Source organism: Mycolicibacterium chitae, assembly GCF_900637205.1.
Taxonomy (GTDB): Bacteria; Actinomycetota; Actinomycetes; order Mycobacteriales; family Mycobacteriaceae; genus Mycobacterium; species Mycobacterium chitae.
Genome location: NZ_LR134355.1, coordinates 4,795,194 through 4,821,405, shown reverse-complemented (window position 1 = coordinate 4,821,405; position 26,212 = coordinate 4,795,194). Strand labels below are relative to the sequence as shown.

Annotated in this window: 30 protein-coding genes; 19 read left to right on the top strand and 11 right to left on the bottom strand. The window is 70.0% G+C overall.

Features of this window, described 5'->3' with window-relative positions; translation table 11 throughout:
- Positions 1–40 precede the first annotated feature (40 nt).
- Together EL338_RS23070 and EL338_RS23065 are read right to left on the bottom strand one after the other, a co-directional pair.
- Positions 41–1,189: an XdhC family protein gene (locus EL338_RS23070; RefSeq protein WP_126335863.1), complete on the bottom strand. Its 1,149-nt coding sequence runs from the start codon at positions 1,187–1,189 to the stop codon at positions 41–43.
- A 48-nt stretch (positions 1,190–1,237) separates the two neighbouring features.
- Complete coding sequence (locus EL338_RS23065) at positions 1,238–2,086, bottom strand: cupin domain-containing protein (protein ID WP_126335862.1); 849 nt, start codon at positions 2,084–2,086, stop codon at positions 1,238–1,240.
- Between the two features lie 172 nt (positions 2,087–2,258).
- Here EL338_RS23065 and EL338_RS23060 point away from each other — a divergent pair, with 172 nt between their 5' ends.
- From EL338_RS23060 to EL338_RS22990, 15 genes are all read left to right on the top strand, one after another.
- Positions 2,259–2,948, top strand: coding sequence for an HAD family hydrolase (locus EL338_RS23060; protein WP_163791901.1), 690 nt, complete (start codon positions 2,259–2,261; stop codon positions 2,946–2,948).
- Between the two features lie 367 nt (positions 2,949–3,315).
- Positions 3,316–4,308, top strand: a complete 993-nt coding sequence (locus EL338_RS23055; protein ID WP_163791899.1) for an aromatic ring-hydroxylating dioxygenase subunit alpha — start codon at positions 3,316–3,318, stop codon at positions 4,306–4,308.
- Between the two features lie 199 nt (positions 4,309–4,507).
- A complete protein-coding gene (locus EL338_RS23050; protein WP_126335859.1) occupies positions 4,508–5,230 on the top strand; it encodes a helix-turn-helix domain-containing protein in 723 nt (240 codons plus the stop codon).
- Between the two features lie 103 nt (positions 5,231–5,333).
- Positions 5,334–6,188 carry a nitrilase-related carbon-nitrogen hydrolase gene (locus tag EL338_RS23045; protein ID WP_126335858.1) on the top strand — a complete coding sequence of 285 codons (855 nt, stop codon included), beginning with the start codon at positions 5,334–5,336 and terminating at the stop codon, positions 6,186–6,188.
- Complete coding sequence (locus EL338_RS23040) at positions 6,185–7,045, top strand: FAD binding domain-containing protein (protein ID WP_163791897.1); 861 nt, start codon at positions 6,185–6,187, stop codon at positions 7,043–7,045. Before EL338_RS23045 ends, EL338_RS23040 begins: the two co-directional genes overlap by 4 nt.
- A complete protein-coding gene (locus EL338_RS23035; protein WP_126335856.1) occupies positions 7,042–9,513 on the top strand; it encodes a xanthine dehydrogenase family protein molybdopterin-binding subunit in 2,472 nt (823 codons plus the stop codon). Before EL338_RS23040 ends, EL338_RS23035 begins: the two co-directional genes overlap by 4 nt.
- Complete coding sequence (locus EL338_RS23030) at positions 9,510–10,007, top strand: (2Fe-2S)-binding protein (protein ID WP_126335855.1); 498 nt, start codon at positions 9,510–9,512, stop codon at positions 10,005–10,007. The genes EL338_RS23035 and EL338_RS23030 overlap by 4 nt, the downstream gene beginning before the upstream one ends.
- The gene (locus tag EL338_RS23025) at positions 10,004–12,367 is read left to right on the top strand and encodes a xanthine dehydrogenase family protein molybdopterin-binding subunit (RefSeq protein ID WP_126335854.1); all 2,364 of its coding nucleotides are present in this window, start codon (positions 10,004–10,006) and stop codon (positions 12,365–12,367) included. Before EL338_RS23030 ends, EL338_RS23025 begins: the two co-directional genes overlap by 4 nt.
- Positions 12,368–12,413: 46 nt before the next feature.
- Positions 12,414–13,238 (top strand): cyclase family protein, encoded by an 825-nt coding sequence (locus tag EL338_RS23020; RefSeq protein WP_126335853.1) that lies wholly within the window; start codon positions 12,414–12,416, stop codon positions 13,236–13,238.
- Positions 13,239–13,266: 28 nt separating this feature from the next.
- On the top strand, positions 13,267–13,992 hold the full coding sequence (locus EL338_RS23015) for an SRPBCC family protein (RefSeq protein ID WP_126335852.1): 726 nt from the start codon (positions 13,267–13,269) through the stop codon (positions 13,990–13,992).
- The gene (locus EL338_RS23010; protein ID WP_126335851.1) at positions 13,989–14,555 is read left to right on the top strand and encodes a carboxymuconolactone decarboxylase family protein; all 567 of its coding nucleotides are present in this window, start codon (positions 13,989–13,991) and stop codon (positions 14,553–14,555) included. The genes EL338_RS23015 and EL338_RS23010 overlap by 4 nt, the downstream gene beginning before the upstream one ends.
- 13 nt (positions 14,556–14,568) lie before the next feature.
- Positions 14,569–15,522: a zinc-binding dehydrogenase gene (locus EL338_RS23005; protein ID WP_126335850.1), complete on the top strand. Its 954-nt coding sequence runs from the start codon at positions 14,569–14,571 to the stop codon at positions 15,520–15,522.
- Positions 15,523–15,528: 6 nt separating this feature from the next.
- Positions 15,529–16,482, top strand: a complete 954-nt coding sequence (locus EL338_RS23000; protein ID WP_126335849.1) for a PDR/VanB family oxidoreductase — start codon at positions 15,529–15,531, stop codon at positions 16,480–16,482.
- Positions 16,483–16,522: 40 nt separating this feature from the next.
- Positions 16,523–17,047, top strand: coding sequence for a nitroreductase family protein (locus EL338_RS22995; RefSeq protein WP_126335848.1), 525 nt, complete (start codon positions 16,523–16,525; stop codon positions 17,045–17,047).
- Positions 17,048–17,062: 15 nt separating this feature from the next.
- Positions 17,063–18,244, top strand: a complete 1,182-nt coding sequence (locus EL338_RS22990; RefSeq protein WP_126335847.1) for an MFS transporter — start codon at positions 17,063–17,065, stop codon at positions 18,242–18,244.
- 4 nt (positions 18,245–18,248) lie between these two features.
- Here the strand turns inward: EL338_RS22990 and EL338_RS22985 are convergent, their stop codons facing one another.
- On the bottom strand, positions 18,249–18,815 hold the full coding sequence (locus tag EL338_RS22985; protein WP_126335846.1) for a hypothetical protein: 567 nt from the start codon (positions 18,813–18,815) through the stop codon (positions 18,249–18,251).
- A 47-nt stretch (positions 18,816–18,862) separates the two neighbouring features.
- On the opposite strand from EL338_RS22985, the gene EL338_RS22980 reads away from it, so the two are divergent.
- Positions 18,863–19,621 (top strand): endonuclease/exonuclease/phosphatase family protein, encoded by a 759-nt coding sequence (locus EL338_RS22980; RefSeq protein ID WP_126335845.1) that lies wholly within the window; start codon positions 18,863–18,865, stop codon positions 19,619–19,621.
- Between the two features lie 10 nt (positions 19,622–19,631).
- Here EL338_RS22980 and EL338_RS26235 read toward each other — a convergent pair whose 3' ends face one another.
- The gene (locus tag EL338_RS26235; RefSeq protein WP_170217482.1) at positions 19,632–19,799 is read right to left on the bottom strand and encodes a hypothetical protein; all 168 of its coding nucleotides are present in this window, start codon (positions 19,797–19,799) and stop codon (positions 19,632–19,634) included.
- Between the two features lie 29 nt (positions 19,800–19,828).
- Positions 19,829–20,086, bottom strand: a complete 258-nt coding sequence (locus tag EL338_RS22975; protein ID WP_126335844.1) for a DUF7218 family protein — start codon at positions 20,084–20,086, stop codon at positions 19,829–19,831.
- A gap of 107 nt (positions 20,087–20,193) precedes the next feature.
- Between EL338_RS22975 and EL338_RS26230 the strand changes: the two genes are divergently transcribed.
- Positions 20,194–20,337 (top strand): hypothetical protein, encoded by a 144-nt coding sequence (locus EL338_RS26230; RefSeq protein WP_163791895.1) that lies wholly within the window; start codon positions 20,194–20,196, stop codon positions 20,335–20,337.
- Positions 20,338–20,353: 16 nt separating this feature from the next.
- Here EL338_RS26230 and usfY read toward each other — a convergent pair whose 3' ends face one another.
- The 6 genes from usfY to EL338_RS22945 form a co-directional block, all read right to left on the bottom strand.
- Positions 20,354–20,665, bottom strand: coding sequence for a protein UsfY (gene usfY / locus EL338_RS22970; protein ID WP_126335843.1), 312 nt, complete (start codon positions 20,663–20,665; stop codon positions 20,354–20,356).
- Between the two features lie 27 nt (positions 20,666–20,692).
- Positions 20,693–21,307 carry a flavodoxin family protein gene (locus tag EL338_RS22965; RefSeq protein ID WP_126335842.1) on the bottom strand — a complete coding sequence of 205 codons (615 nt, stop codon included), beginning with the start codon at positions 21,305–21,307 and terminating at the stop codon, positions 20,693–20,695.
- A gap of 101 nt (positions 21,308–21,408) precedes the next feature.
- Positions 21,409–21,648 carry a microaggregate-binding protein 1 gene (mbp1, locus tag EL338_RS22960; protein WP_126335841.1) on the bottom strand — a complete coding sequence of 80 codons (240 nt, stop codon included), beginning with the start codon at positions 21,646–21,648 and terminating at the stop codon, positions 21,409–21,411.
- 167 nt (positions 21,649–21,815) lie between these two features.
- Entirely contained in the window at positions 21,816–24,167 is a 2,352-nt protein-coding gene (locus EL338_RS22955; protein WP_126337057.1) for a glycoside hydrolase family 65 protein, read from the bottom strand.
- Positions 24,164–24,898: a beta-phosphoglucomutase family hydrolase gene (locus EL338_RS22950; RefSeq protein ID WP_235666261.1), complete on the bottom strand. Its 735-nt coding sequence runs from the start codon at positions 24,896–24,898 to the stop codon at positions 24,164–24,166. Before EL338_RS22950 ends, EL338_RS22955 begins: the two co-directional genes overlap by 4 nt.
- A gap of 37 nt (positions 24,899–24,935) precedes the next feature.
- Positions 24,936–25,145 carry a hypothetical protein gene (locus EL338_RS22945; RefSeq protein WP_126335839.1) on the bottom strand — a complete coding sequence of 70 codons (210 nt, stop codon included), beginning with the start codon at positions 25,143–25,145 and terminating at the stop codon, positions 24,936–24,938.
- A 72-nt stretch (positions 25,146–25,217) separates the two neighbouring features.
- On the opposite strand from EL338_RS22945, the gene EL338_RS22940 reads away from it, so the two are divergent.
- Positions 25,218–25,760 (top strand): cysteine hydrolase family protein, encoded by a 543-nt coding sequence (locus EL338_RS22940; protein ID WP_126335838.1) that lies wholly within the window; start codon positions 25,218–25,220, stop codon positions 25,758–25,760.
- Between the two features lie 64 nt (positions 25,761–25,824).
- Positions 25,825–26,205 carry a heme-binding protein gene (locus EL338_RS22935; protein WP_126335837.1) on the top strand — a complete coding sequence of 127 codons (381 nt, stop codon included), beginning with the start codon at positions 25,825–25,827 and terminating at the stop codon, positions 26,203–26,205.
- Positions 26,206–26,212 lie beyond the last annotated feature (7 nt).

The following is a 26,212-nucleotide window of genomic DNA, read 5'->3' as shown; positions in this document are numbered from 1 at the left end:
GGCGATTTCAGGTGAGCCAGGGGTACGGAACCAGGGGGAATCACCGCGCTTCCGCATGTCGGTGGATGGCATGTCGGTGGATGGGCCCGCGCGTCTCGGCCAGCCGCCGTCCGCTGCCGTCCCACCGCGTGGCGATGATCTCCGCGGCGATGCTGATCGCGGTCTCCTCGGGCGTGCGCGCGCCGAGGTCCAGGCCGATCGGACTGGACAGCCTGGCGATCTCGGCCTCGGCGAGCCCGGCGCTGCGCAGCCGGTCCAGCCGGTCCTCGTGGGTGCGCCGGGACCCCATGGCGCCGATGTATCCGAGCTCCGGCATCCGCAGCGCGATCTCGAGCAGCGGAACATCGAATTTGGGGTCGTGGGTGAGCACCGCGATGACGGTGCGCGCGTCGATGCGGCCGGCCGCGTGCTCGGCGCCCAGATAGCGGTGCGGCCACTGCACCACCACGTCGTCGATCCCCGGGAAGCGGCTCCTGGTGGCGAAGACCGGCCGCGCATCGCAGACCGTCACGCGGTAGCCGAGGAAGGTGCCGACCCGGGCTACCGCGGCCGCGAAGTCGATGGCGCCGAACACCAGCATCCGGGGTTTCGGCGCGAAGGCCCAGACGAACACGCCCATCTCGTCGCCGCGGCGCTGGCCGTCGGGACCGTAGTGCAGCGTCGCGTTGGTTCCCGCGGCCAGCAGCCCCAAAGCGTCTGCGGCGACGGCATTGTCGGCGTGCGCGGAGCCCAGCGTCCCGATCGGGTCCCCGTTCGCCGGCACGATGAGCCGTCGACCCACCCGCTCGGCTTCGGGATGGGCGATGACGGTGGCCAGCGCCACCGGTTGCTCGGCGCGCACCATGGCGACCAGCTCGCCGAACTCCGGGAACGTCCGCCGGTCGATGCTCTCGACGAACACGTCCAGGATGCCGCCGCAGGTGAGCCCGACGTCGAAGGCGTCATCGTCGGAGACGCCGTAGCGCTCGAGCACCGGCTCCCCGGTGCCGACGACCGCGCGGGCGAGTTCGTAGACCGCGCCCTCCACGCAACCCCCGGAGACCGAACCGGCGGCGCTGCCGTCGGGACCGACCAGCATCGAGGCGCCCGGGGGACGGGGCGCGGACTTGAAGGTGGCCACCACGGTGCCCACGCCGACGGATTCGCCGGCGGACCACCACTTCACGAGGTCGTCCAGCACGTCGTACATGAGCCAGACTCCCTTCGCTGCACAACGTCTCCGGTAGTTGCCTGCGGTTCAGCTTCCGGACACGGCTCCAGGTACCGGGAGTGCCGCGTCCGGGGGAAGCTCGATCTGGTCGACGTCGACGCCGGCCGCGCGGAGCATGTCGACATCGGCGGGGCAGGGACCACCGACGCTGACGATGCGCTCACCACGGTCGGCGGCCACGGCGTGCCAGAAGCCGATCTCGATGTGGATGGTATCGCCGGGGCCGAACGCGAGTTTCTCACCGGTGGTGACGTTCTCGGCGGTGCCGCGGCCCTCCAGGATGTGGATGGTGTCCTCGGAGTAGGCGTGCACGTGTTCCTTGTTGCGCTCACCCGGTTGCAGCACGACGTAGTTCATGTTGGCGGCTACGGCCCCGATGCCGAGCCACACCACGAGGCGGGCGTCCTGCGAGATGAACGGGACCATCAGGCCGGGCTTGTCGCGGTGGTGCACGGAGATGACGGGCCAGGTGTCCGCGGCGGGCGCGGGGATGACGGGGGCGCCGGTGATCGAATCCTGTCCGGGGCAGGGGCCGCCGACCAGGCGGGTGCCCGCCGCGCCGGTCAGCCGGTACGGAGTGTGGGGACGCACGTGCACCATCGAGCCCTCGGCCAACGGTTGGGCGTCGCCGGTCGTGTCGTGCACGATCGAACCTGACCCGCCGACAACGTAATACGCGGCTTCGGTGGGGTGCGTCAGCAGCTTCGACCGACCGTCCTGCTCGAACTGAAGGTCGTAGAGCCCACGGCATTTCGCGCCCGAGGCCGGGCCCACCATCTCGAACCAGGTGCCGCCCTCGATCAGTCCTTGGTCGGGGCCCCATTCGTCGCGGGTGATGACTCGCATACCCGGCGTCGTCGTCTGCTGTTCAGCCACGGCGCAAGGCTAGCATCAGTTTCAATACAGTCAAACAACTTTTCTGATCTACTGAACTTTACTCGGGGCGGGCCGGGTGCCGCCGGGCGCTGCGTGCATCTAGATTGGATGAAGTTCCCTCGGACTATTGCACTCTCGGCGAAGGAGGCGCTATGGCAACGGCGGCCGGCGGGTGAGCGAAGTCCATTGCGAGGCGGTGCTGTTCGACCTCGACGACACGCTGCTGGATCACCGCGGCGCCGCGGCGGATGCGCTGCGGCACTGGGGGACCGATGTCGGGCTGGCCCTGGCCCCCGAGGAGCTCGCGGCCGCCTGGCAGGTGCTCGAGAGCCGGTACTACGCGCGCTATCAGCGTGGTGAACTCACCAAGCTCGAGCAGCGCCGGGCCCGGATCCGGGCCCTGCTGGACCCGGTGCGACTCGGCGACGACGAGGCCGACGCGATGTTCGACGCGTACTGGTCCCGCTACCGCTCGGCGTGGCGCGCCTTCCCGGATGCCGAGGCCGCGGTCCGCGCGGCGCTGGACGCCGGGTTGCGGGTGGGCCTGCTGACCAACGGCGACGCCGCCGATCAGCAGCGCAAGGTCGACGCCACCTTCCTCGCCGGCCTGGACCTACCGTTGTTCGCCTCCTCGGAGCTGCCCGGGGCCAAGCCCGACCGCAGCGCGTTCGAATTCTCCTGCGCCGCCCTGCAGGTCGAGCCCGGGCGGTGCCTGATGGTCGGCGACTCCTACGTCAACGACATCGAGGGTGCGCTGGGGGCGGGCCTGTCGGCGGCGCTGCTGGACCGGTCGGAGGCCACCTGGGAGCTGCCGCGGCGCGCTCGGTTGATCCGATCGTTGGCCGAACTGCGGTTCGGCTGACCTAGCCGATGCGGGCCGGGATTTGTGGCGTTGTGTTGCGGTTCACATCCCACTGACCTAAAATTCAGGCACATTGAAAGGCGGGCGACCATCGTGGGCGCCGGCCAGCAGATTCCGCTGTACCACAGTGAAACTCGGCACCGCGGCCGCGAGGGTTGTCGCTGATCACGGCCGGTTATTGAGTGACGCTGAAGATGATGCTCCGGAGGTGAGGGATGCGGGTGGTCTCGCGATTCGCACTCTTTCGTCGAGGTCTGATCGACGGCGGGGACTGGCGGCAGATACCTCGCGGTCGCGGGCGGCGCAGCGCGCTGCCCACGCCGTGAAATCTTCCGATCCCTTCCCGCTTCGAAACGGAGTCCCACCCGTGTCCCAATCCGCCCTTGCCGGCTTCTGGCACCCCATCGCCGCCGTCGACGACATCACCGACCAGCCCAAACGTTTCGGTCTGCTCGACGACTACATCGTCGCCTACCGAGACGAGAACGGCGTGGCCGCATTCCGCGATCTGTGTATCCACCGCGGGGCCGCCCTGTCGCTCGGTTGGGTGCGCAACGGCACCCTCGTCTGCCCCTATCACGGCTGGCAGTACGACCGCACCGGCGCGTGCGTGCGCATCCCGTCCCGGCCGGCCGATGCGGCCATCCCGTCGACCGCGCGCGCCACGGCCTTCCAGGTCCGCGAGCGGTACGGCCTGGTCTGGGTGGCGATGGAGGAACCGCGCGACGAGATCCCGCGCTACCCCGGGGACGTCTACGACCTGCCCAGTTGGAAGTCCTTCTTCGCCTACCGCGAGGTGTGGAACGCGGCCGCGGCGCGCACCGTCGAGAACTTCATGGACTTCTCGCATTTCCCGTACGTCCACAACGGCCTGCTGGGGACCGAGGAGAACGCCGAGATCACGCCGTACACGGTCGAAAAGCTCAGCAATGGCCTGCATTACTGGCTCGAGCAGGAGGAGCCCAGCGACCTCTACGGCGCGGGCGGCAGCCAGAAGGTCCGCTACGAATACACCCTGGTGGTGCCGTTCACCATCCACCTCAAGAAGATCGAGATCGGTACCGGTCGGGAGACCATCCTCACCCAGTTCACCGTCCCGCGGGCCGAGGCGACCACCGAACTGTTCGTGATCATCGCGCGCAACCATTCCCACGACGAACCCGACAGCAAGTTCGGCGATTTCACCACCACGATCATGGAGCAGGATCGCCGGATCGTGGAGAGTCAACGGCCCGAGAAGCTTCCGGAGTCGTTGCGCGAAGAACTGCATATCAAGGTGCCGGATGCCGCGAGCCTGCTGTACCGGCAGCGGTTGGCGTCGCTGGCCAAGGTCGAGACGTACGGACCCTACGGCGCCTGATCCGCGGGCTTTCGAGGCGGAGCGCGACACTCGCCGGAGCTTTCCGGCGGGTGTCGCGCACTCCAGCGGTCCCGACGTGCGCAGACTCGGGCCGGGCGGCCGATTCGGGCGGGACTTCCGGCCGCGAGTCGCAGGAATATGGTGGACGTTCACCTAAGCTGAAACAGACTCCCCGTCTACCAGCCCCTTCGGAGCCCTGATGACGCCAACTCGAACCACCGCACCGGCAGGGCGGCGCAGCAGCGCCGCTGCCTCCGGAGCGCGGACCTCCGCGAAATCGGGTAAGGACGACGGCTCCGACCGCAGCCCGAAGACCACCAAACGCGCCTCGGCCGACAACGCGCTCGCCGAGCGGGACGCCGACGCCGCCGAGCAGACGATGTTGCTCGTCGGGGCCCGGATCCGGGCCATGCGGCTGCGGCAGCGGCTGACGTTGCGCGACGTCGCGGAGCGGACCGGGGTCAGCGTGTCCATGTTGAGCATGCTGGAACGCGGCGTTTCCACCGCGTCGGTGGGCACCTTGGTGGCGGTCGCCTCGGCGCTCGGGGTGCACATGTACGACCTGTTCGCCCACAAGGACGGTGCCGACCCCTCCCCGGTCACCCGGCTCGACGAGCAGACGGTGGTGAGTCTCGGGGAGGGCACGACGCGGCGGGTGGCCCACAACGACGCCGCGGCCGGCCTGGAACTGGCCATCAACGAGTACGACCTGGGTGGGGCCAGCGGGCCGACGGCCACCCATCACGACGGCCGCGAGTTCGGCCTGCTGATCAGCGGCGAATTGACCATCGAACTCGACGGCCAGCGGCATGTCCTGCAGCCCGGCGACGTCATCGCGTACTCGTCGGACCGGCCGCACCGGATCGCCAATACCGGCAGCGAGCGCGCGGTGGCGGTCTGGGTGAACCTCGACGAGAGCTGACGCCGGGCGCCGTCGGCAGCGGCGAACTTCTCTTTCAATCTGACTTAATGACTTCGACTGGATTGAATGTTACGCTCGGCGTGTGACGGACGTAAGCGCACCTATGGCGGTTGTGAGAGTCGCCCTCGAGCAGATCGACGTCGCCGTCGGCGCGGTCGATGCCAACCGGGAAACCGCCCTGACCAGAACGCGTGCGGCGTTCGGTGCCGGCGCCAACCTGGTGGTGCTGCCCGAACTCGCGATCAGCGGTTACGTGGTGGACCCCGAGTTCGCGCGGCAGGTGGCCGAACCCCTGGACGGGCCCACCGCGGCCGCGTTCAGCGCGCAGGCGCGGGAGTTCGGCGGCCTGGCGGCGTACGGCTTCGCCGAACTCGCCGACGGCGAGGTGTTCAACACGGTTGTAGTCGTCGACGGTGACGGGCCGGTCCTGCACTACCGCAAGCTGCACCTGTTCGACCAGGAGCAGGCCGCGTATGCCCCCGGGGACCTCGGACTGCCGGTGGCCGACACGGCCTTCGGCCGGATCGGCGTCTGCATCTGCTACGACCTGCGCTTCGTCGAGGTGCTGCGGGCGATGTCGCTGCGGGGTGCCGAGGTGGTGCTCGCACCCGCGGCGTGGGTCGGCGGATTCGACCGGACGGTGCCTGTCACGGGCGGCACCCGACACGTGGATTCCGTTCTGGCACAGGCGAATCTGGATCAGGTCGCGGTGGTGGCCGTGTCGCAGGTGGCCGGTGCCGCCCGCGGCGGTCCGGCCACGCTGGGCGGTTCGGTGGCCTGCGACGCCTACGGCGAGGTGCTCGCCGGGCCGCTGTCGCGGACCGCGGCCGATTCGGCGCTCGTCGACATCGATCTGGACGCGGTCCGGGCCGCACGAATCCGCGGCGAGCGCATCCGCCCCCGCGAAGACCGGCGTACCGACGTGTACGCCCTGACCTACGGAGGGGATGCCTGGTGAAGCCTCGCTCCTTCGAGTACCGCGCGCCCACCAGCCTGGCGGAGGCGCTGGCGATCCTCGCCGAGGATCCCGACGACAGCAAGGTGCTCGCCGGCGGTCAGAGCCTGGTGCCGATGATGAACTTCCGGCTGGCCAGCCCCGGCACGCTCGTCGACATCAACCAGATCCCCGGCCTGAGCGGAATCCGCACGGTCGACGATCGCGTCGTCATCGCGACTCGGACCCGGCACCTGCAGGTGCAGAACAACTCCGTGCCGGGCCCGCTCGGTTCGCTGCTGCGCCACGCCGCGGCCCACGTCGGCCACCTGCCCATCCGGACCCGCGGCACGTTCGGCGGATCGATCGCGCACTGCGACTCGGCCTCCGAATGGTGCCTGGTGGCCTCGCTGCTCGACGCCGAGATGACCGCGGTGAGCAAGGCGCGCGGCGAACGCACGATCGCCGCCGCGGACTTCTTCCAATCCATCTTCACCACCGCGCTCGAGCCCGACGAGCTGCTGCTGAGCGTGTCGCTGCCGGCCCTCGACGACACCTGGCGCACCGGTATCGCCGAATTTGCCCGGCGCGCCGGTGATTTCGGCATCGTCACGACGACCGCCGCGGTCCGTGTGGTCGACGATGTGGTCCGCGAGGCGCGGGTGAGCATCGGCGGGGTCAGCGAGGTGCCGTTCCGCAGCGCGGCCGCCGAACAGGCGCTGGTGGGCCAGGCCCTGACCGACGCGGCGCTGGTGGCGGCCGCCGAGGCCGCGGCCGACGAGGTGGACCCGCCCAGCGACACCCACGGCGACGCGGCGTACCGGCGCGACCTGGTGCGCGCCCTGCTGCCCCGCGCACTGGGGACGACGGTCGGCGCATGATGGCCGGCGCCCCCACCGAACCGACCACCTGGACCGGGCGCGCCCTGCCGCGGCTCGAGGACCCCGCCATCGTGCGGGGCTGGGGTAACTACGTCGCCGACATCGCGTCCCGCAACACCGCCTGCGCGCACGTCCGCTTCATCCGCAGCACGGTGGCCTCGGGCCGCATCGTCTCGGTCAGCGCGCCCCCCGGTGTCACCATGTTCAGCGCCGCCGATCTGGCGGGCGTGCAACCGATCCGGGCCGCGCTGCACCGGACCGACTTCGTGACGGTCGGCACGCCCATCCTGGCCACCGACGTGGTCCGCTTCGTCGGCGAACCGATCGCGTTCGTGGTCGCCGAGACCGAGGCCGCCGCCGAGGACGCCGCCGAACTCGTCGAGGTCGACATCGAACCGCTGCCGGCGGTCCTGTCGGCGATCGACGCGCTGGCCGAGGGCGCCCCGCTGATCCACGACTCGGTCCCGGCCGACCATCAGAACGCTCCCAACACCATGGTCGACGGGCGGGTCAGCACGCCGGGGGCCGAGGCGGCGTTCGCCGGGGCGCACGCCGTGGTGTCGATCCGGGTGAGTTCCGGACGCCAGAGCGCGATGCCGCTGGAAGCCCGTGCCGCCCATGCCGGTTACGACCGCAACAGCGGGCGCAGCACGCTGCACGCCACGCTGCAGATGCCGCACGTCACCCGCACCGGCATCGCCGACTGCCTCGGCATCGCCGAGGACGACCTGCGCGTGGTGTCCCCGGATGTCGGCGGCGGGTTCGGCGCGAAGATGACGCTGGCCCGCGAGGACGTCGCGCTGGTGTGGGCCTCGCGACGACTGCGCCGCGACCTGGCCTGGATCGAGACCCGCGAGGAGAACTTCCTGGCGGCCTGGCACAGCCGCGAACAGGTGTACGACATCGCCGGCGCGTTCAACGCCGAGGGCGAGTTGCTGGCGCTGCGGGGCGATCTGATCTGCGACGTGGGTGCCTATTCGTGCTACCCGGTGACCTGGGCGGTCGAACCGCTGATGGCCCTGGCCGAGTTGCCCGGGCCCTACAAGGTTGCCGAGTACGACGTCCGCTCGCGCGCGGTGGCCACCAACAAGTGCCCCATAGCGCCGTACCGCGGGGTGTCGCGGCCCATGCAGGTGCTCGCCATGGAGCGGCTGATGGACTGCGCCGCAGCCGAACTCGGCATCGACAAGGTCGCGATCCGCGACGTCAACCTCATCGCGGAGTTCCCGCACCGCGCGCCCACCGGCCTGGTGCTGGACGTGGCCTCGCACCGCGAAACCCTGGCGGTCGCGGCACGATTGGCCGACCTCGACGACTTCGCGCGGCGGCAGGCCGCCGCCCTGGCCGAGGGCCGCTACCTGGGCATCGGCTTCTCCTGCTTCGCCGAGCGCACCGGCTACGGCACGCCCGCGTTCGCGGCCCGCTCCCAGCCCTTCGAGTTGCACCCCACCCAGGCGGCGCCGGTCATCACCCCAGGCTTCGAACGGGTCATCCTGACCATGGATCCCTCCGGCGGGCTGACGCTGCGCATCGGCGCCGCACCGCACGGGCAGGGGCTGAAAACCACGCTGGCCCAGGTGGTCTGCGATGAGCTCGGGATGCGCCCCGACCAGGTCCGGGTGATCGCCAGCGATACCGACGCCACGCCGTACGGCTGGGGCAGCTACGCGAGCCGGTCGATGGTGATCGCCGGTGGTGCGTCGGTGATGGCCGCGAAGGACCTCGCCGAACGGCTGCGCGGGCTGGCGGCCGACCGGCTGGGCGGCCTGGCCGACGACGTGGTGCTGGAGAACGGCGCGGCCCGCCTACGCGGCGGATCGGGCTCCGTTGATCTGGCCGTGCTGGCCAGGGACACTTACCATTCCAGCCACCTGATCCCCGACAAGGGCGAACCCGCGTTGGAGGCCGTCGCGACCTACGACCCGTCGGGCACCTTCGCCAACGCCTGCCACGTCGCCGAGGTGGAGGTCGACCCGCTCACCGGGCAGGTCGAGATCACCCGCTTCCTGGTGGCCGAGGACGCCGGCCGGCTGATCAACCCGGCCGTCGTCGACGGTCAGATCCATGGCGGCGTGGTGCAGGGCATCGCCAACGCGCTGTACGAGGAACTGATCTACGACGACAGCGGTGTGCTGGTGACGACCTCGCTGATGGACTTCCTGCCGCCCACGGTGGCCGAGGTCCCCGACATCGAGATCGCCCACATCGCCACGCTGTCACCCGCGACGTTGACCGGCGCCAAGGGGGTGGGCGAGGGCGGGACCATCGGTGCGCCCGCGGCCATCGCGAACGCCATCAGCGACGCGCTGCGTCCCCTCGGCGTGGGGGTCTTCCACCTGCCCGCCACCCCGCACCGGGTCCGCGCGGCGATCCGCGCGGGCACCGACATCGGCGCGGCCCGCCACCCCGTCGACTCCGACGGCCCGTCCACCGGATCGGTACTCGAACCGCAGGAGAGCACACGATGAGTTCACTACGCCTCTACGTCAACGGTGATCGCTACGACATCGACGTCGAACCGCGCCGCACCCTGGCCGATGCGCTGCGCGAGGACTGCGGGCTGACCGGCACGCATCTGGGTTGCGAGCACGGCGTGTGCGGCGCGTGCACGGTGTTGCTCGACGGTCAGCCCATCCGCGCCTGCCTGATGTTCGCGGTCCAGGCGCAGGGCGCCTCGATCCGGACGGTGGAGGGGCTGGCACCCGACGACACGGTCCTGCACCCCGTGCAGCAGGCGTTCTGGGACAACCACGGTCTGCAGTGCGGCTTCTGTACGCCGGGATTCCTGACGCTGATCGCCGGCTACCTCGAGGAGCACCCGGACGCCGAGGAGGACGAACTGCGCGAGGTGCTGTCGTCGAACCTGTGCCGCTGCACCGGGTATCAGAACATCCTCAAGTCGACGCTGTGCGCGCAGCGGGTGATGCGCGGCGACGACGCGGTCCCCGAGACCTTGGCATGATCGGCGCGCGCGCCCGGCGTCTGGAGGACCCGGTCCTGCTCCGCGGGGCGGGCCGCTTCGCCGCCGACACGGCGAACGCGGGTGAGTTGCACATGCGGGTGGTGCGCTCGCCGATCGCCCACGGTCGCCTGGTATCCGTCGACGTGTCGGCGGCCCTGTTGGTCGACGGGGTGGTGGCGGCCTGGACGCACGCCGACATCGAGGCGTTGCCGGCCATCGGTTTTCGGCTGACGCCGCGGCCCGAGCTGTTGCCCTACCGGCAGCCGGTGCTGGCGCGGCGGTTCGTGCGTTACGTCGGCGAGCCGGTCGCGGTGGTGTTCGCCACCTCCGCCTACGTCGCCGAGGACGCCGCCGAGCTCGTCGAGATGGACATCGAGTCCCTCGAGGCGCGCGTCGACGCCGACCTGGACCCGGTCGTTTGGGTCGACGCCGAGCAGGCCACCTGGGCCGCCGGCACCGGCGAGGAACTGCCGGAACAGGATTCGGAGGCGACGAGTTTCGTCGAGGAGTACGGCGACGTCGACGCGGCGTTCGCCGACGCCGACGACTTGGTGGCCGCCGGGACCCACCGGATCTTCGAGATGGACGCCCGGATCGGCCGCCACACCGGGGTGCCGATGGAATGCCGCGGCCTGGTGGCCCGCTACGACGCGGCCGAGGAACTCCTGGTGATCGACGGCGCGGCCAAGGTGCCGTTCTGGAACCGCGACGCCGTGGCGGCCATGGCGGGACTCCCGCCGCATCAGGTGGTGATGCGGGAGACCCACGTGGGTGGCGGCTTCGGCCCGCGCGGCGAGCTCTACCCCGAGGACGTGCTGGTGACGCTGGCCGCGATGCGGCTGCGCCGGCCGATCAAGTGGATCGAGGACCGCCAGGAGCACCTGGTGGCCACGAATCACTCACGGGGACAGCATCATCGGCTGCGGGCGCTGGTCCGGGTGGCCGACGGCTGGATCGAGGCGCTCGACGCCGATTTCATCCTCGACCAGGGCGCCTACGTGCGGACCCACGGTGCGACGGTGGCCTCGCTGACGGCCTCGATGCTGCCGGGCCCGTATGTCATCCCGAACTTCCGCGCCACCGCGCACGTGCGGCTCACCCACAAGACCCCGGCGGGGACCTACCGGTCGCCCGGCCGCTACGAGGGCACCTTCGCCCGCGAGCGGCTGGTCGACAAGATCGCCCGGGAGTTGCACATGGATCCCGCCGAGTTGCGGCGCACGAACTTCATCCCCGCCGACCAGATGCCCTACGAGCGGCCGATCAAGGCGATGGGCACCCACCTGGTGCACGACTCCGGCGACTACCCGCTGCTGCTCGACAAGGTCTCGGCCCGGTTCGATTTCGCCGCCATTCGCGCCGAGGTCGAACGGCGCCGCGCCGCAGGCGAACTCGTCGGATTCGGGTTCGGCTACTTCGTCGAGAAGAGCGGCATCGGACCGTTCGAGGGTGCCCGGGTGTCGGTGGACATCACCGGCAAGGTCACGATCACCTGCGGCGCGTCCTCGGTGGGCCAGGGCGTGGACACCGTGCTGGCCCAGGTGGTCGCCGACCGGCTGCAGATCCCGCACGACACGATCCGGGTGGTGCGCGGACGCACCGATCAGTTCGAGTTCGGCCGCGGCGCGTTCGCCACCCGGCTGGCGGTGATGGCCGGCTCGGCGGCCGCCAACGCCACCGATGCGCTGGCGGACAAGGCCATTCGCGTGGCCGCGCACCACTTCAAGGTCAGCCCGGCCGAGGTCGAGATCGACAACGGGGCCGTGGCCGTCATCGAGGACCCGTCGCGCACCCTGACGTTGGGGGAGATCGCCGCGCTGCTCGAACCCGTCGGGGCCGGGGAGATGAAGGAGGACCCGGGCCTGAGCGCGGACGGCTGGTTCCGCTCCGATCACATGACCTACCCCTACGGCCTGCACGCCGCGGTGGTGGCGATCGACCGGGGCACCGGGAATCTGGCGATCGAGCGGTTCATCGTCGGCTACGACGTGGGGCGGTCGCTGAACCCGACCCTGGTCGAGGGGCAGATCGCCGGCGGTGTGGCCCAGGGCATCGGCGGCGCGGTCTACGAGGAGTTCCTCTACGGCGAGGACGGCACCCCGCAGTGCACCACGTTCATGGACTACCTGGTCCCGACCGTGCTCGAGGTGCCCGACGTGGAAACGCTGGTCACCGAGGACGCCCCGAGTCCGATCAACCCGCTGGGTGTCAAGGGTGCGGGCGAGGGCGGGACCACCGCGGTCGCCGCGGCGATCGCCTCGGCCGTCGACGATGCGCTGCGGATTCCGGATGCGATTGTCTCGGTGCCGATCCGGCCCGATCTGCTGCGCAGTCTGGTCAAATCAATTTCAGTGACATAGAATCAGATTCAATACAGTTGAGTTTCGTCGGAAGCGGAGAAATCACATGCGCGTAGTCGATCTGACCCATCCATGGGGCATCCACACTCCGGGCTGGGTCGGGTACCCGGGCGGCAAGATGTACTACACCCAGAACCTGCAGACGAATCAGATTGTCTCCCAGCGCATCGAGAGCTCGCTGCATTCCGGCACCCACCTCGACGGCCCCATGCACGGCACCGACGGCGGGCTGGACATGGCGTCGCTGCCGCTGACCAAGCTGATCCACCCCGGCGCCATCGTCGACGTGTCCGACGAGGTAAAGGACTGGGAACTCATCGAACCCGAGCACATCACCTCGAAGGTGGAGGTGCGCAAGGGTGACATCCTGATCATCCACACCGGCTTCATCGACTACTACCAGGGCATGCCCAAGCAGGACCTGGTCCGGTACTTCACCATGCACCCGGGCGGCAGCGTGCGGCTGGCCCGCTGGATGGCCGAGATGGAAATCGCTTGGTGGGGAATCGATGCCGGCTCCGGCGACCACCCGATGAACACCACGATCCGCAACATGCGCCCGGACCTGCTGGCCAAGTTCGAGGAGCACGTCGGGATGTCCTACAAGGAATTCCTCGGCGAGTACACCTACACCCACCACATGTCGGGCCGCGAGATCACCTCCGACATCTTCCCCATGCACCACCTGGCGTTCCAGGACGGTTGCATCCACGCTGAAAATGTCGGCGGCGACCTGAAGAGCGTGCTGAACCAGCGCGCCATCATCGGCGCGTTCCCGTGGAAGATCGAGGGCGGCGAGGCCTGCCCTTGCCGGATCATGGCGTTCTTCGACTGCGGCGCCGACGAGGTGATCGAGGGACTCGCGGGCTGACCGCGACCAGGAAGACGGAGGCCCCGGCATGGCGATGCAGCTCAAGAACCAGTTCGAGATCGACGCTGATCTGGAACAGACCTGGAATCTGTTGACCGACCTCGAACGGATCATGCCGTGCATGCCGGGGGCTGCGCTGGACGGGATCGAGGGCGAGAACTTCCTCGGCAACGTCAAGATCAAGGTGGGCCCCATCGGGGCCCACTTCCGCGGGACCGCGCGGTTCGCCGAGAAAGACGACGCCACCCACAGCGCGGTGATCCTGGCCTCCGGGAAGGACCCCAAGGGGCAGGCCGCGGCCAACGCGAAGCTGCACGCTTGGCTCGAGCCCGTCACCGACACCCGCACCCGGGTGCTGATCGACACCGATCTGGACATCAGTGGCCGGATGGCGCAGTTCGGCCGCGGGGCGATCGCCGATGTGAGCAACCGGCTCATCGGTCAGTTCGTCACCAACATCTCCCAGCTGCTGACCCAGCCGGCCGCCGCCACCAACGGGGCCGCGCCCGCCTCGGCATCGGCGGGCCCGGCGGCGGCCTTCGCGCCGGCGGCCGCCCCGGCGTCCGGTGAGGCCAGCATGGACGTGATGTCGTTCGTGGTGCCGATGATCAAGGAGCGCTACGGGCAGGCGCTGCTGGGCGGGCTGCTCGGATTCGTGCTGAGCTGGCTGGTTTTCGGCCGTCGCGTCGGTAAACGACAACCGAGCTACGCTCCGCCCGCCTACCCGTTCCCCTTCCCGCAGGCCCATCCGTGAGCCGGCGGCTGAGCTCGCTGACCCCGGCGGAGCTCACCGAGGCGCAGCGGGTCGTCTACGACGGCATCACCGGCGGTGATCGACTCAAGGGCACGCAGCACTTTCCCGTGGTGGCCGACGACGGCTCGCTGAACGGGCCGTTCGGAATCATGTTGCACGCACCGGGAATCGGTGACCTGCTGCAGCAACTGGGTGCGGCGATCCGCTACCGCACCGGCCTGACGGCGCGGATCCGAGAGATCGGGATCCTGCTGGTGGCCGCGGCCCTGGACTCGGAGTTCGAGTGGTGGGCCCACGAGCGCGTCGCCCGCGCCGTCGGCTTCAGCGACGCCGAACTCGAACAACTCTCGCAAGGCACCTTCACCTCCGCCGACGCGGCCGAACAGGCGGCCGCCGATCTGTGCGGCATCCTGTTGACCGCAGGCGCGGTGTCCGACGAGGACTACGCGCGCTACGCGGAAGTCCTCGGCACCGAGGCGATCATCGAACTGACCACGCTCGTCGGCTATTACCGAACACTGGCGCAACTGATGTCCGTGTTCGACACCGGCGTGCCCGAATGAACCGAGGTTGACCATGGCGCGACAGGTAGTCCTGGACGAGACGTTCACCCCCCAACTGCGCGAGGTTGACGTCGCGGCACCGGCGGCCGGGCAGGTGCGGGTCCGGGTGGCCCGCGCCGGCGTCAATTTTTGGGAGATCATGCAGCGGCGAGGACGGGTGCCGCTCGCCGATCATCGCGTGCCAGGATCCGAAGGCGTCGGTGTGGTCGAAGCGCTCGGCGCTGGCGTGGAGGGGCTCGCCCCGGGGCAGCGGGTGGCCTGGTCCAAAGTGCCGGGCAGCTATGCCGAAGTCGTTGTCGCGCCGGCGTCGGCCCTCGTGCTCGTCCCGGACGCGGTGTCAGACCAGACGGCTGCCGCGCTGTTGTTCCAGGGTGCCACTGCGCACTACCTCAGCCACGACGCGTGGCCGCTGTACGCCGGCGATACCGCGGTGGTGACCGCGGCCGCCGGTGGGGTCGGTGTGCTGCTCACCCAACTCCTGGTCGCCCGCGGTGCGCGGGTCATCGGAGTGGTGTCGACGCCCGAGAAGGTCGAAGTCGGTGTGCGTGCAGGTGCCGCCCACATGGTGACCTATGGCGACAGCATGGTCGCGGAGATCCGGGCGAACGCCCCCGACGGTGTCGCAGCGGTCTACGACGCCGTCGGATCCGGTGTGGCAGAACCGCTGATGGGCACGCTACGGGCCCGCGGGGCCATGGTCCTCTACGGTGCCGCGTCCGGCCAGGAGGCGGATATCGGCGCCAAGGATCTCGGCGGCGGCTCGTTCTTCCTCACCCGCACCGCCGGCCGGGACTACTCCGGGGACGAGCAGGACGTGGCCCGTCGTGCCGCGCAGCTGCTGGATATGGCGACCTGGAGCTTGGTCAAGCCGGTGATCGGCGGCGAGTTTCCGCTGGCCGAGGTGGCCGAGGCCTGGGACGCCCTCGAATCCCGGTCCACCGTCGGCAAATTGCTGCTCGTCCCGTAACCCGAGATGACGCAGCAGGAACCCGAGTTCGACGCCCGGGTGGCGGCCAAGACCGCGCCGGCCCTCGGCGTGGCGGCGCTGACGCTGACTCGGCCCGACGGCACCCCGTTTCCCGAGTGGACCCCCGGGGCGCACGTCGACCTGATCCTCGACGACGACACCGTCCGCCAGTACTCGCTGTGCGGGGCCCCCGCCGACACCCGGCGGTGGCGCCTGGGGGTGCTGCGCGAACCGTGCAGCCGCGGTGGATCCCAGCGGGTGCACGAGGTCCTGCAGGTCGGGGACACGGTGCGAATCCGTGGTCCGCGCAACAACTTCCCGCTGATCGCGTCGCCGCGCTATCTGTTCATCGCCGGCGGCATCGGTATCACGCCGATCCTGCCGATGATCGCCGCGGCGGGCAGCGCCGGTGCGGACTGGCAGCTGGCCTACGGCGGCCGCTCCCGCGCGACCATGGCGTTCCTGGACGAACTCGAGTCACACGGCGAGCGGGTCTCGGTGAACCCGAGCGACGAGACCGGGCTGCTGGATCTCGAGGCGCTGCTGGGCCGGCCGCGCCCGGACACGCTGGTGTACTGCTGCGGCCCCGAGGCGCTACTGGCCGCCGTCGAACAACGCTGCGCGGCCTGGCCGCTCGGCTCGCTGCACGTCGAGCGGTTCGTCGCCAAGCCGCTGACCGAACCGGTGCGCGCCGAGGCCTTCGAGATCGAACTGGTCGGCAGCGGACTGACTTTGACCGTGCCGCCGGGCCGCTCGATCCTCGAGGTGGTCGAGGAGGCCGGCGTCGACCCGCTGTACTCCTGCGCGGAGGGCACGTGCGGAAGCTGCGAGACCGCGGTGCTCGACGGCGAACCCGATCACCGCGACTCGGTACTGACCGCGGAGCAAAGAAGCGCCAATGACTGCATGATGATCTGTGTGTCACGAGCACGCACGCCGCGTCTGGTCCTGGACCTGTGAGGGTCGGGACCGGCACTGAGGAACGGAGAGTTCGGTAGTCATGGAAACCTGGGATGCGCTGCGAGCCCGCCGGAACGTGCGGACCTACCGGCCGGATCCGGTCGCCGACGACGATCTGCTGCGGATCGCCGAGGCCGGCTGGCGCGCGCCGTCGGCGCAGAACCGGCAGCCGTGGGATTTCGTGATCGTCACCGATCCGGCCAAACTGCAGGAACTCTCGACGGTCTGGCAGGGCGCCAAGCACATCGCCGGCGCCCCCGCGGCCATCGTCCTGGTGACCCCGGTACCGCCGGATGAGCGCCGCAAGGTCACCGACCGGTTCGACCTGGGCCAGGCGGCGATGGCGATGGCCATCGCGGCCGCCGACCTCGGTGTGGGGACCGGACATTCGTCGGTGGGTGATCAGGACAAGGCCCGGGCCATCCTGGGCATCCCGGAGGACCGGGTGGTCGCGTACATGCTCGGCGTCGGGCACCCGGCGGACCGGCCGCTGGCACCGATCCGCAAGCCCGACCGCCGACCGTTCGACGAGGTGGTCCACCGTGGCCACTGGAATTCCGGCTAGCCACGGCGCCCCGCGGTGAGCACCGCCTCCCGCTCCTTCGGCACGACGGCGCTGGTCGCCATCTCGATCTTCGGGCTGGCTTCCTGCCTGCGCCCGGCGATCACCGCGATCGGCCCGTTGCTGCCCGATATCAACGCGACGACGGGGCTGAGCTACGGCAGCCTGGGTCTGTTGGGCTCGCTGCCGCTGTTGCTGTTCGCCGTGGTGGCGCCGTTCGCGGCGATCGCGCTGCGCTACGGCGGACCCGCCGCCGTCGCGCGGTGGATGGCGCTGACCCTCGTGGTGGGCATCGTGGTGCGCTCGGTGGCCGGCGTCCCGGGACTGTGGGTCGGCACGGTCCTGCTGGCCGGGGCCATCGCGATCGGCAACGTGCTGGTCCCGGTGTTGGTCCGGCGCGACTACGCCCGCCACGCCGCGCTCGCCTCCGGCGCAAATGCCTTGGTGATCAGCACCTTTGCCGGGTTGGGCTCCGGGCTGGCGATCGCCTTCACCGACCTCACCGGGGACTGGCGGCGCACGCTGCTGCTGTGGGCCGTCCCGCCCGCGTTGGTCGCGGGCGTGTGGTTCCTGCGCCGCGAGGAACCGGGGGAGACGTTCCTGGGGCCGCAGCCGCGCCGGACAAGTCAACTGCGTTCGCCGGTGGCGTGGGCGGTCACCGGGTTCATGGGGCTGCAGTCGCTGACCTTCTATCTGGTGGTGAACTGGATGCCCAGCATCGAGATCAGCCGGGGCGTGGCCACCGAGGACGCCGCGCTGCACCTGCTGCTGTACCAGTTGGTGGGGGCGCCGTTCGGGCTGATCGCGAGCTGGCTGCTGCACCGCACCGGCCGCTACCTGATGGTGACCCTGGGCGTCAGCATCCCGATGCTGGTGGGTGCGCTGGGGTTGGTGCTGACCGACGGCAGCGCATTGCTGTGGCTGCTGCTGGCCGCGCCGGGCAGTGCCGGGGCGCTGGCGGTGGCGCTGCAGTTGATGGCCCACCACGCGGTGGATGCCCGCACCGCGGCCGGGCTCTCGGCGATGGCCAACGCCGGCGGCTATCTGCTGGCCGCGGTGGGGCCGTTCGCGGCGGGTCTGCTGCACGAATGGACCTCGTCATGGACACCCGCGCTGTGGGTGCTCGTCGTGGCCGCGGTGGCGCAGCTGATCGTCGCGGTGGGGGCCGCCGGGCCAACGCCGAACGCCCGAACGTCCTGACGCCTCACGACTTGTCGCGCAGCCCGAGCCGCTGCGCGAGTAGTAGAAAGGCTGCGGCGTAGGGATTTTCGTCCGTGTCGGTCTCGATGCGCTCCCAGTCCAGGTGTTCGCGGATGGCGCGGGTCGCCGGGAGCAGCGCGGCGAGGTCGCAGTCGTGCTCGCCGAGCGCGCGCAGTTTCTGCACCAGGATGGCGCTGGGCGGCAGCACCGGCATCCGGATGGCCAGCACGTCGCGAAGCTGTGCCTCGGCGAGTTCGGCGGGACCGATCGGGCTGCCGTTCACCCGGTGCAGGATGTCGACGGTGACCTCGGGGGCCTCCGGCGGGTGCGCCTTGAACAGCCAGTCCTCCGGTGGCCGCTCGACGACGAAGCCGGCCTCGTCGAGGGTCTTTGCGGCGGCCTCGGTGTCGGACTCGGCCACCACGAAATCGACGTCGTGCACCGGTTCGGGCGCGCCGTAGGCCCACAGCCCGTAGCTGCCCGCCAGGGCGAAGGGCGGGCCATGCGCCTTGAGCGCCGAGGCCGCACCGCGCAGGGCCTCGCGCAGCGCGTGGTTGTCGGCGTCGGTCATGATCGGCTCCGCCGGGAAGTGGGTAGTCGGGGGCAATGAGAGGGGCTATGAGAGTCGCGACGTTCAACATCCTGCACGGCCGCACGGTCGGCGACGGCGTGCACCCGGACCGGTTGCGCGCCTGCGTCGAGCAACTCGACCCGGATGTGTTGGCGTTGCAGGAGGTCGATCTGCATCAGCACCGTTCGCACCGGGCGGACCTGACCGCGGTGGCCGCCGAGGCCATGGGGGCCGTCGCGCACCGGTTCGTCGCGGCCATCGCCGGGACCCCGGGCGCCACCTGGATGGCGGCCACCGGCGCCGAACAACCGGGCACCGCGGCGTACGGGATCGCCTTGCTCACGCGGTACCCGGTCAGCGATTGGCGGGTGGTGCGGCTGCCGCGAATGCCCGTGCGGGTCCCGATGTTTCTGCGGCAGCCCAACCGCGTGGCGCTGGTCGAGGAGGAACCGCGCACCGCGGTGATCGCCCGGCTGGACACGCCGCTGGGGCCGCTGTCGGTGGCCACCGCACACCTGTCGTTCATCCCCGGGGCCAACCGTTGGCAGCTGCGCAAACTGGTGCGGACCATGCGCGAACTGCCCGGCCCCCGCCTGCTCGCCGGCGATCTGAACATGGTGCCGTCGACGGCGCGGCGATGGTCCGGCATGCGCCCCCTGGCCCGCGCGGAGACGTTCCCGGCCGAGGCCCCGCGCCGGCAGTTGGATCACATCCTCACCGACGCGGCCGGGCTGCGGAGCATGCGCTGTGCCGCCCCGGCGGCGCCGTTGTCGGATCATCGTCCGTTGGTGGTCGACATCGCGTGAGTCGCGGGGCTCAGTCGCGGCGACTGCGCGCCTCGGCGCCGGTCTCGCCCGCGTCGAAGTCGTCGTCGGAGGACGCCCGGCCGACATAGGCGCCGTCCTCGTCCTTCCCGGCCCGCGACCGTGCCACCTTGGGATCGGGCTCGACATCGGTCTCGGACTCGCGGTTCTCCGGGGTCATGGCGCTCCTCCTTCGATGCTTCGCTGCGGTCAGTGGTTGCGCAGCTTGGCGACGAGTTTGTTCTTGGTCAGATCCGAATAGCCCGACATCCCCAGTTCCTTGGCCCGCTTCTTGAGTTCGGGCACCGTCCAGTCGTCGTAGGAGCCGGACTTGCCGCCCTTGCGGCCGACGGCGGACTTCCCGCGGGCTGCTGCCGCGTTCGAGATGCGCGCGGCCTTCTCCTTGGAGTTGCCCTCCTCGCGCAGGTCCTCGTACATCTTTTCGTTCTTGATCGACGAATTCGGCATCGTCACTGCCCTCCGATCTGTTGCGGTGCTGCTTCCGCACAGGGTGCCCGGGGTTCGGGCGGCCAAAACCGGGTATATCGGGGGGCGACCCTACGAAGGAGGACGAGATGCCGCGCGGACGTGGAATTTACGACGACGAGGGCGACGACGACAAGGCGCAGCAGCGCCGCGTCGAGCAGGCCGACAAGACACCCGACGAGGACCTGCCCGACCCGGAATCCTCCGGGCAGGTGCAGGAACCGCCGGACTGACGCAGTTCGGGACGACTCAGTTCGTCAGCGGTGGCGTGTCCGCTTCGGGGTGGTCCTCGCGCCACTCGTCGTGCAACTGGCGGACCCGGCGCTTGGACAGGTACAGCCAGCCCAGCCCGGCCGCGAGCAGGACCACCGCCGCGACGGCGGCCACGACGCCGGCGGTCGAATTCCCCGCGGCGAACAGGAACAGACAGACCACCGTCGCGACCACACCGAGCGCGGTCACGACCATGCCGGGCAGGTTGGTGCCGTCCTTCATGGCCTCCCCGGCGCGGGGACGCGTGGTGCGGGCGTGGTCAACAGGGTCCTTGGCGGTGTCACCCATCGTTCATCCTCTCTGCGAAACCGAAGATCATTGGTAGGCCGGGTATTTGGTGGCCTTGAGTTGTCGGGCCAGATGCGCGGCGTTGCGGGCCGCGGCCGCGGTCGCCGAGGCCACCGGGTCGGGCACCTCGTCGAGATCGTTGTAGTCCACCGAATCCATGGCCCGCCCGTTCCAGTAGGTGCTGCCCTGCGCCGGGACGCTGTAGCCCACGTCGTTGAGGCCCTGCAACACGTCGGCGATCACCTTGTGCGCGCCGTCCTCGTTGCCCACGACGCTGACGATGGCCACCTTGCCCGCCAGCGCGGGCCGGTCGGCGTCGTCGGTGTTGGACAGTTCGGCGTCGAGGCGTTCCAGGACCCGCTGGGTGATGCTCGAGGGATGCCCGAGCCACACCGGGGTGCTGATCAGCAGGATGTCCGCGTCGAGCACCTTGGTCCGGATCTGCGGCCACTGGTCGCCGCCGCCCATGTCGGGTTCCACGCCCGGGGCGATGTCGAAGTCGACGCAACGCACGGTGTCGCAGTCCACGTCCTGTCGGCGCAGGTGCTCGAAGACGTGCTCGGCGATCAACACGCTGCTCGAGGGCGCCGGGCTGGGCTTGAGCGTGCAGACCAGGGCCAGCGCCTTGAGAGTGTCGGTCATGGTCCCTCGGCTACCCCCGCGGCGGGTTCGGGAAACCCCGGGCGCGCCGAGGGCCCGCCCCCACGTGGGAGCGGGCCCTCGGTCACAGCCGGCGGTAGGGGCTAGTCCTGCTCGGCCTTCTCGCGAGCCTCGTTGGCCTTGGCGGCGGCCCGGGCGCTCTCGGCCTCGGCCTCCTTCTGCGCCGCCTCGCGCTGGGCCTCGGCCTTGTCCTGCTGGGCCTTGCCCTCGCGTTGGAGGTCGTCGCGGCCGGTCATCGCGCCGACGGCCTCCTTGGCCTTGCCCTTGACGCCCTCGACGACGCCTTTGACGCCTTCCGCGGGCCCGCTGTTGCTGTCAGCCATGCCGATTTCCTCTCGGTGTAGACACATACGCCCGAGGGCGTGTGGGGAGGGTCCCCGATGGGGTGGGGATTTCCCGGCCACGGCGCGGGTCAAACCAGCCGCCCGGAATCCGGCGGTGTGGCGCTGCCCACGTCGGCGGTGTCGGGCGCCGGTGTCAGTCGCCGCTGTCAGTCGCGCAGGAAGATCGGTGCGCACCCGGGGGGCTGGGTGGGCTGCGGCAGCAGCGGTTCGCGCCGCTGCACGGGCACCGTGACGGGCGCGGTGGTGGTCAGCTCCAGCTCCTGGTCGCAGTGCCGGATGCGCATCCGACCGTCGGGGCCGTCCCGCAGCGTGTAGGTGGTGTTCTCGTGGTCGATGTCGACGGTCAACCGGAAACCTCGCCAACGCAGGCGGAACACCAGTCGCGAGATGCGTTTCGGCAGTGCGGGTTTGAACGTCACCATGCCCTCGTCGTCGCGCAGGCCGCCGAACCCGTCGACCAGCGCGGTCCAGGCGCCGGCCAGCGAGGCCATGTGCAGACCATCGCCGGTGTTGCGGTGCAGATCTCGCAGGTCGATCAGCGCCGCCTCGGTGGCGTAGGCGTGAGCCAGTTCCAGGTGGCCCACCTCGGCGCACATCACCGCCTGGGTGCACGCCGACAGCGACGAGTCGCGGGTGGTGCGCTTCTCGTAGTAGTCGACGTTGCGCGCCTTCTCCTCGTCGGTGAACAGGTGGCCCAGCCAATGCATCGCCAGGACCAGGTCCGCCTGCTTGATGACCTGAGACGGGTACAGCCGCACATAGGGCTGATGCAGCAGCAGCGGATAGTCGCTGCCGCCGTTGAAGTTCCACTCGCGCAGCCGGGTGAATCCCGCGTGCTGCTCATGCACCCCGAGTTCGTCGTCGTAGGGAATGTGGACGGCCTTGGCCGCGGCGCGCCAACTGGCGATCTCCCCGTCGGTGACGCCCAACTCGGCGGCCGTCTGCGGATGGCGTTCGCACGCGCCGGCCGCGGCCTCGAGATTCTGGGCCGCCATCAAATTGGTGAACAGGTTGTCGTTGACCACCGCGGTGTACTCGTCGGGACCGGTGACCCCGTCGAGGTGCCACACCCCGTGCCGGTCGTGGTGGCCCAGCGAATTCCACAGCCGTGCCGTCTCGACCAGTACCGCCACCCCGCATTCGGTCTCCAGCGAATCGTCGCCGGTGACCACCCGGTACCGCTCGAACGCCATCGCTACGGCGGCGTTGATGTGCCAGGCCGCTGTGCCCGCCGGCCAGTACGCCGAGCACTCCTCGCCGCGGATCGTCCGCCACGGGAACGCCGCCCCGGTGAGGTCGAGTTCGGCCGCGCGTTCCTTGGCCAACTCCAGCGTCGAAGCCCGCCAGCGCAACGCGTCCGCGGCCGCGTCGGGGGCGGTGTAGGTCAGCACCGGGAGCACGAAACCCTCGCTGTCCCAGAACGCATGCCCGTCGTAGCCGGTGCCGGTCAACCCCTTGCCCGGGATGGCGCGCCGCTCGGCGCGTGCACTGGCCTGCAGCACGTGGAACAGGCCGAAGCGCACCGCCTGCTGCAGGTCGGGATCGCCCTCCACCTCGACGTCGGCGCTGTCCCAGAAGTCGTCGAGGTAGGCGCGCTGCTCCTTGACCAGGCCCTCCCAGCCGGTGTAGCGGGCCGCGGAGATCGCCGCCGCGATCTGGCTGCGCAGGGCTGGCCGGGAGCGCAGGCTCGACCAGCCGTAGGCCAGGAACTTCACGATCCGCAGCTGCTGGCCGGGCCGCAGCCCGCAGATCACGGTGGTGCGCGCCAGATCCGGGCTGGTCTCGGTAGACACCTCGACCCGGCCGGGCACCTCGATCAGGTGGTCCATGGCCGCGCCCATGGTCAGGTTGCTGGCCCGGGTGCGGTGCACCAGCACCGCCTCCTGACCCGAGCCCTCGTGCTCGATCGATTCCAGCGGATGCCGCAACACGGCCGCCACCCGCGGATCCGCCGACGGTTCGGGCTGGTCCTCGTTGGCCACCAGCTCCGATTGCACTGTGACGAGGGTGAATTCGTCGACCGCCTCGACGATGTACTCGATGGCCGCGACGCTGCGGTGCACCAGGGACACCAACCGGGTGGAGCGCACGGCGATCTTCTTCTCGGCCGGCGAACGCCAGCGCGCGACCCGGGTCAGCGTGCCCGCGCGCAGGTCGAGCGTGCGCTCGTGCTCGAGCAGTTCGCCGTAGCGGAGGTCGAACGGTTCGTCGTCGACCAGCAGGCGGATCACCTTGCCGTTGGTGACGTCGATGATGGACTGCCCGATCTCGGGATAGCCGTAGCCGGCCTCGGCGTAGGGCAGCGGCCGTTCCTCCACGAACGAGTTCAGATAGGTGCCGGGCAGCGCGTACGGTTCGCCCTCGTCGAGGTTGGCACGTAATCCGATGTGCCCGTTGGACAATGCGAACAGCGACTCGGAGCGGGCGAGCAGGTCGAGGTCCAGGCTGGTCTCGCGCAGCTGCCACGGCTCGACCGGGAACCTGTCGTCGGCGCTCAGCACGGAGCCAGCAATTCGTCGAGGTCGGCGACCACCAGGTCGGCTCCGTGCCCCAGCAGCGCATCCGGGTCGCCCACCCGGTCCACGCCCACCACCACGGCGAACTGTCCCGCGCGGCCGGCCTGCACACCGGCGATGGCGTCCTCGAAGACCGCGGCCTCGGCGGCGGTGACCCCGAGCAACTCGGCGGCGCGCAGGAACGAATCGGGCGCCGGCTTGCCGGGCATGCCCTCGGTGCGGATGGTCACGCCGTCGACCCGGCAGTCGACGAACGGCGTCAGCCCGGCCAGCTCGAGCACGTCGGCGGCGTTGGCGCTCGACGACACCACCCCGATGGCCACCCCGGCGTCGCGCACGACCTGCAGGTAGCGCCGCGAACCCTCGAAGACGGTCACCCCGTCGGTGTGCAGCAGCTGCTGGAAGGCGGCGTTCTTCCGGTTCGCCAGACCGTGCACGGTCGCCGCCGCCGGACCGTCCTCGGCGCTGCCCTCGGGCAGTTCGATGCCCCGACTGGTCAGGAAGCTGAGCACGCCCAGGTCCCGGGTCTTGCCGTCCACGTAGGCGCGGTAGTCGTCGTCGTCGAAGGGCCGCTGCGCGGGGTCCGACTCGGCCAGGAAGGCGTCGAACATCGCTTTCCAGGCGTTGCGGTGCACGCTGGCGGTGTCGGTCAGGACACCGTCGAGGTCGAACAGGCAGGCGCCGACCCGGCGCGGGAGACCCAGCGGTGCCAACCTCGCCGGGGGTTCGTGGTTCGAGATGGTGAATCGCCTATCGTCGTCGTCTGACCAGTTCGGAGCCCTCATAGGTGACGCGGTCGTCCGGGCCACTGCCATAGAAGCTATAGGCTCCGTCAACCGCGTCGGTGAGCATCTTGATTTCGTGGACGGTCAACCAGCGACGACGTGCGGGATCCTCGATGACGTCGCCCTTGACGATGTCGGTCGGCGCGACGAGTTCAACCTCGGGATACTCGGACACGAGCGCCGGTTACCCGCCGCGGGCGGGTATGTAACCGATGGCCGCGCCGCCGCTGAGAAAGGAGGGTACCCAGTGACCGATACCGCGGTTCTGGTGATCGACATGATGAACGCCTACCGGCATCCCGATGCCGATCTGCTGATACCGAACGTCGCAGAGATCGTCGAACCGGTGTCCGGCCTGATCGACGCGGCGCTGGGGCGCGACGACGTGGACCTGATCTACGTCAACGACAACTACGGCGACTTCACCGCCCAGCCCAGTGACATCGTCCGGGCCGCGCTCGACGGCGCCCGGCCCGACCTGGTCGAACCGGTGGTGCCGCGGCCGGACTGCCGCTTCCTGACCAAGGTCCGGCACAGCGTCTTCTATGCCACCGCGCTGGAGTATCTGCTGTCCCGGCTCGAGGCCAAACGGCTGATCTTCGTGGGTCAGGTCACCGAGCAGTGCGTGCTCTACAGCGCGCTCGACGCCTACGTGCGCCACTTCGAGGTGATCGTGCCGCGCGACGGTGTGGCCCACATCGACGCGGAGTTGGGTGCGGCGGCGCTGAAGATGATGGAGCGCAACATGGGCGCCGACATCGTCACGACCGCCGACTGTCTGCCCAAGTGAGTGGTGTTTCGCCGATTTCGGCCAGGGGTAAGAACATCCCCATCCGCGACCGAAGGAATCCAACATGACCTCGAGTACTTTCAGACGCACCACTTTCGCCGGTTGTGCCGTTGCCGGCCTGGCGCTGGCCGGCTTCGCCACGCCGGTGGCCAACGCGGCGCCGTGCATGGTGAGCGAGGCGGCCGGCACCATCAGTTCGGTGTCCGGGGCCGCCAGCCAGTACCTGGCCGGCCATCCCGGGGCCGATCAGGCGCTGAGCACCGCCCGTACGCAACCGCGTGAGCAGGCCCGCGAGACGGTGCGGGCGTACTTCACCGCCAACCCGGGGGAGTACATGGAGCTGAAGAACATCACCGCCCCGCTGGTGGATCTGCAGAACCGCTGCGGCTCCGCGGGTATCCCCAGCGATTTCATCGAGGCGTTCAACGAGTTCCAGGCCGGGTGATCTGAGC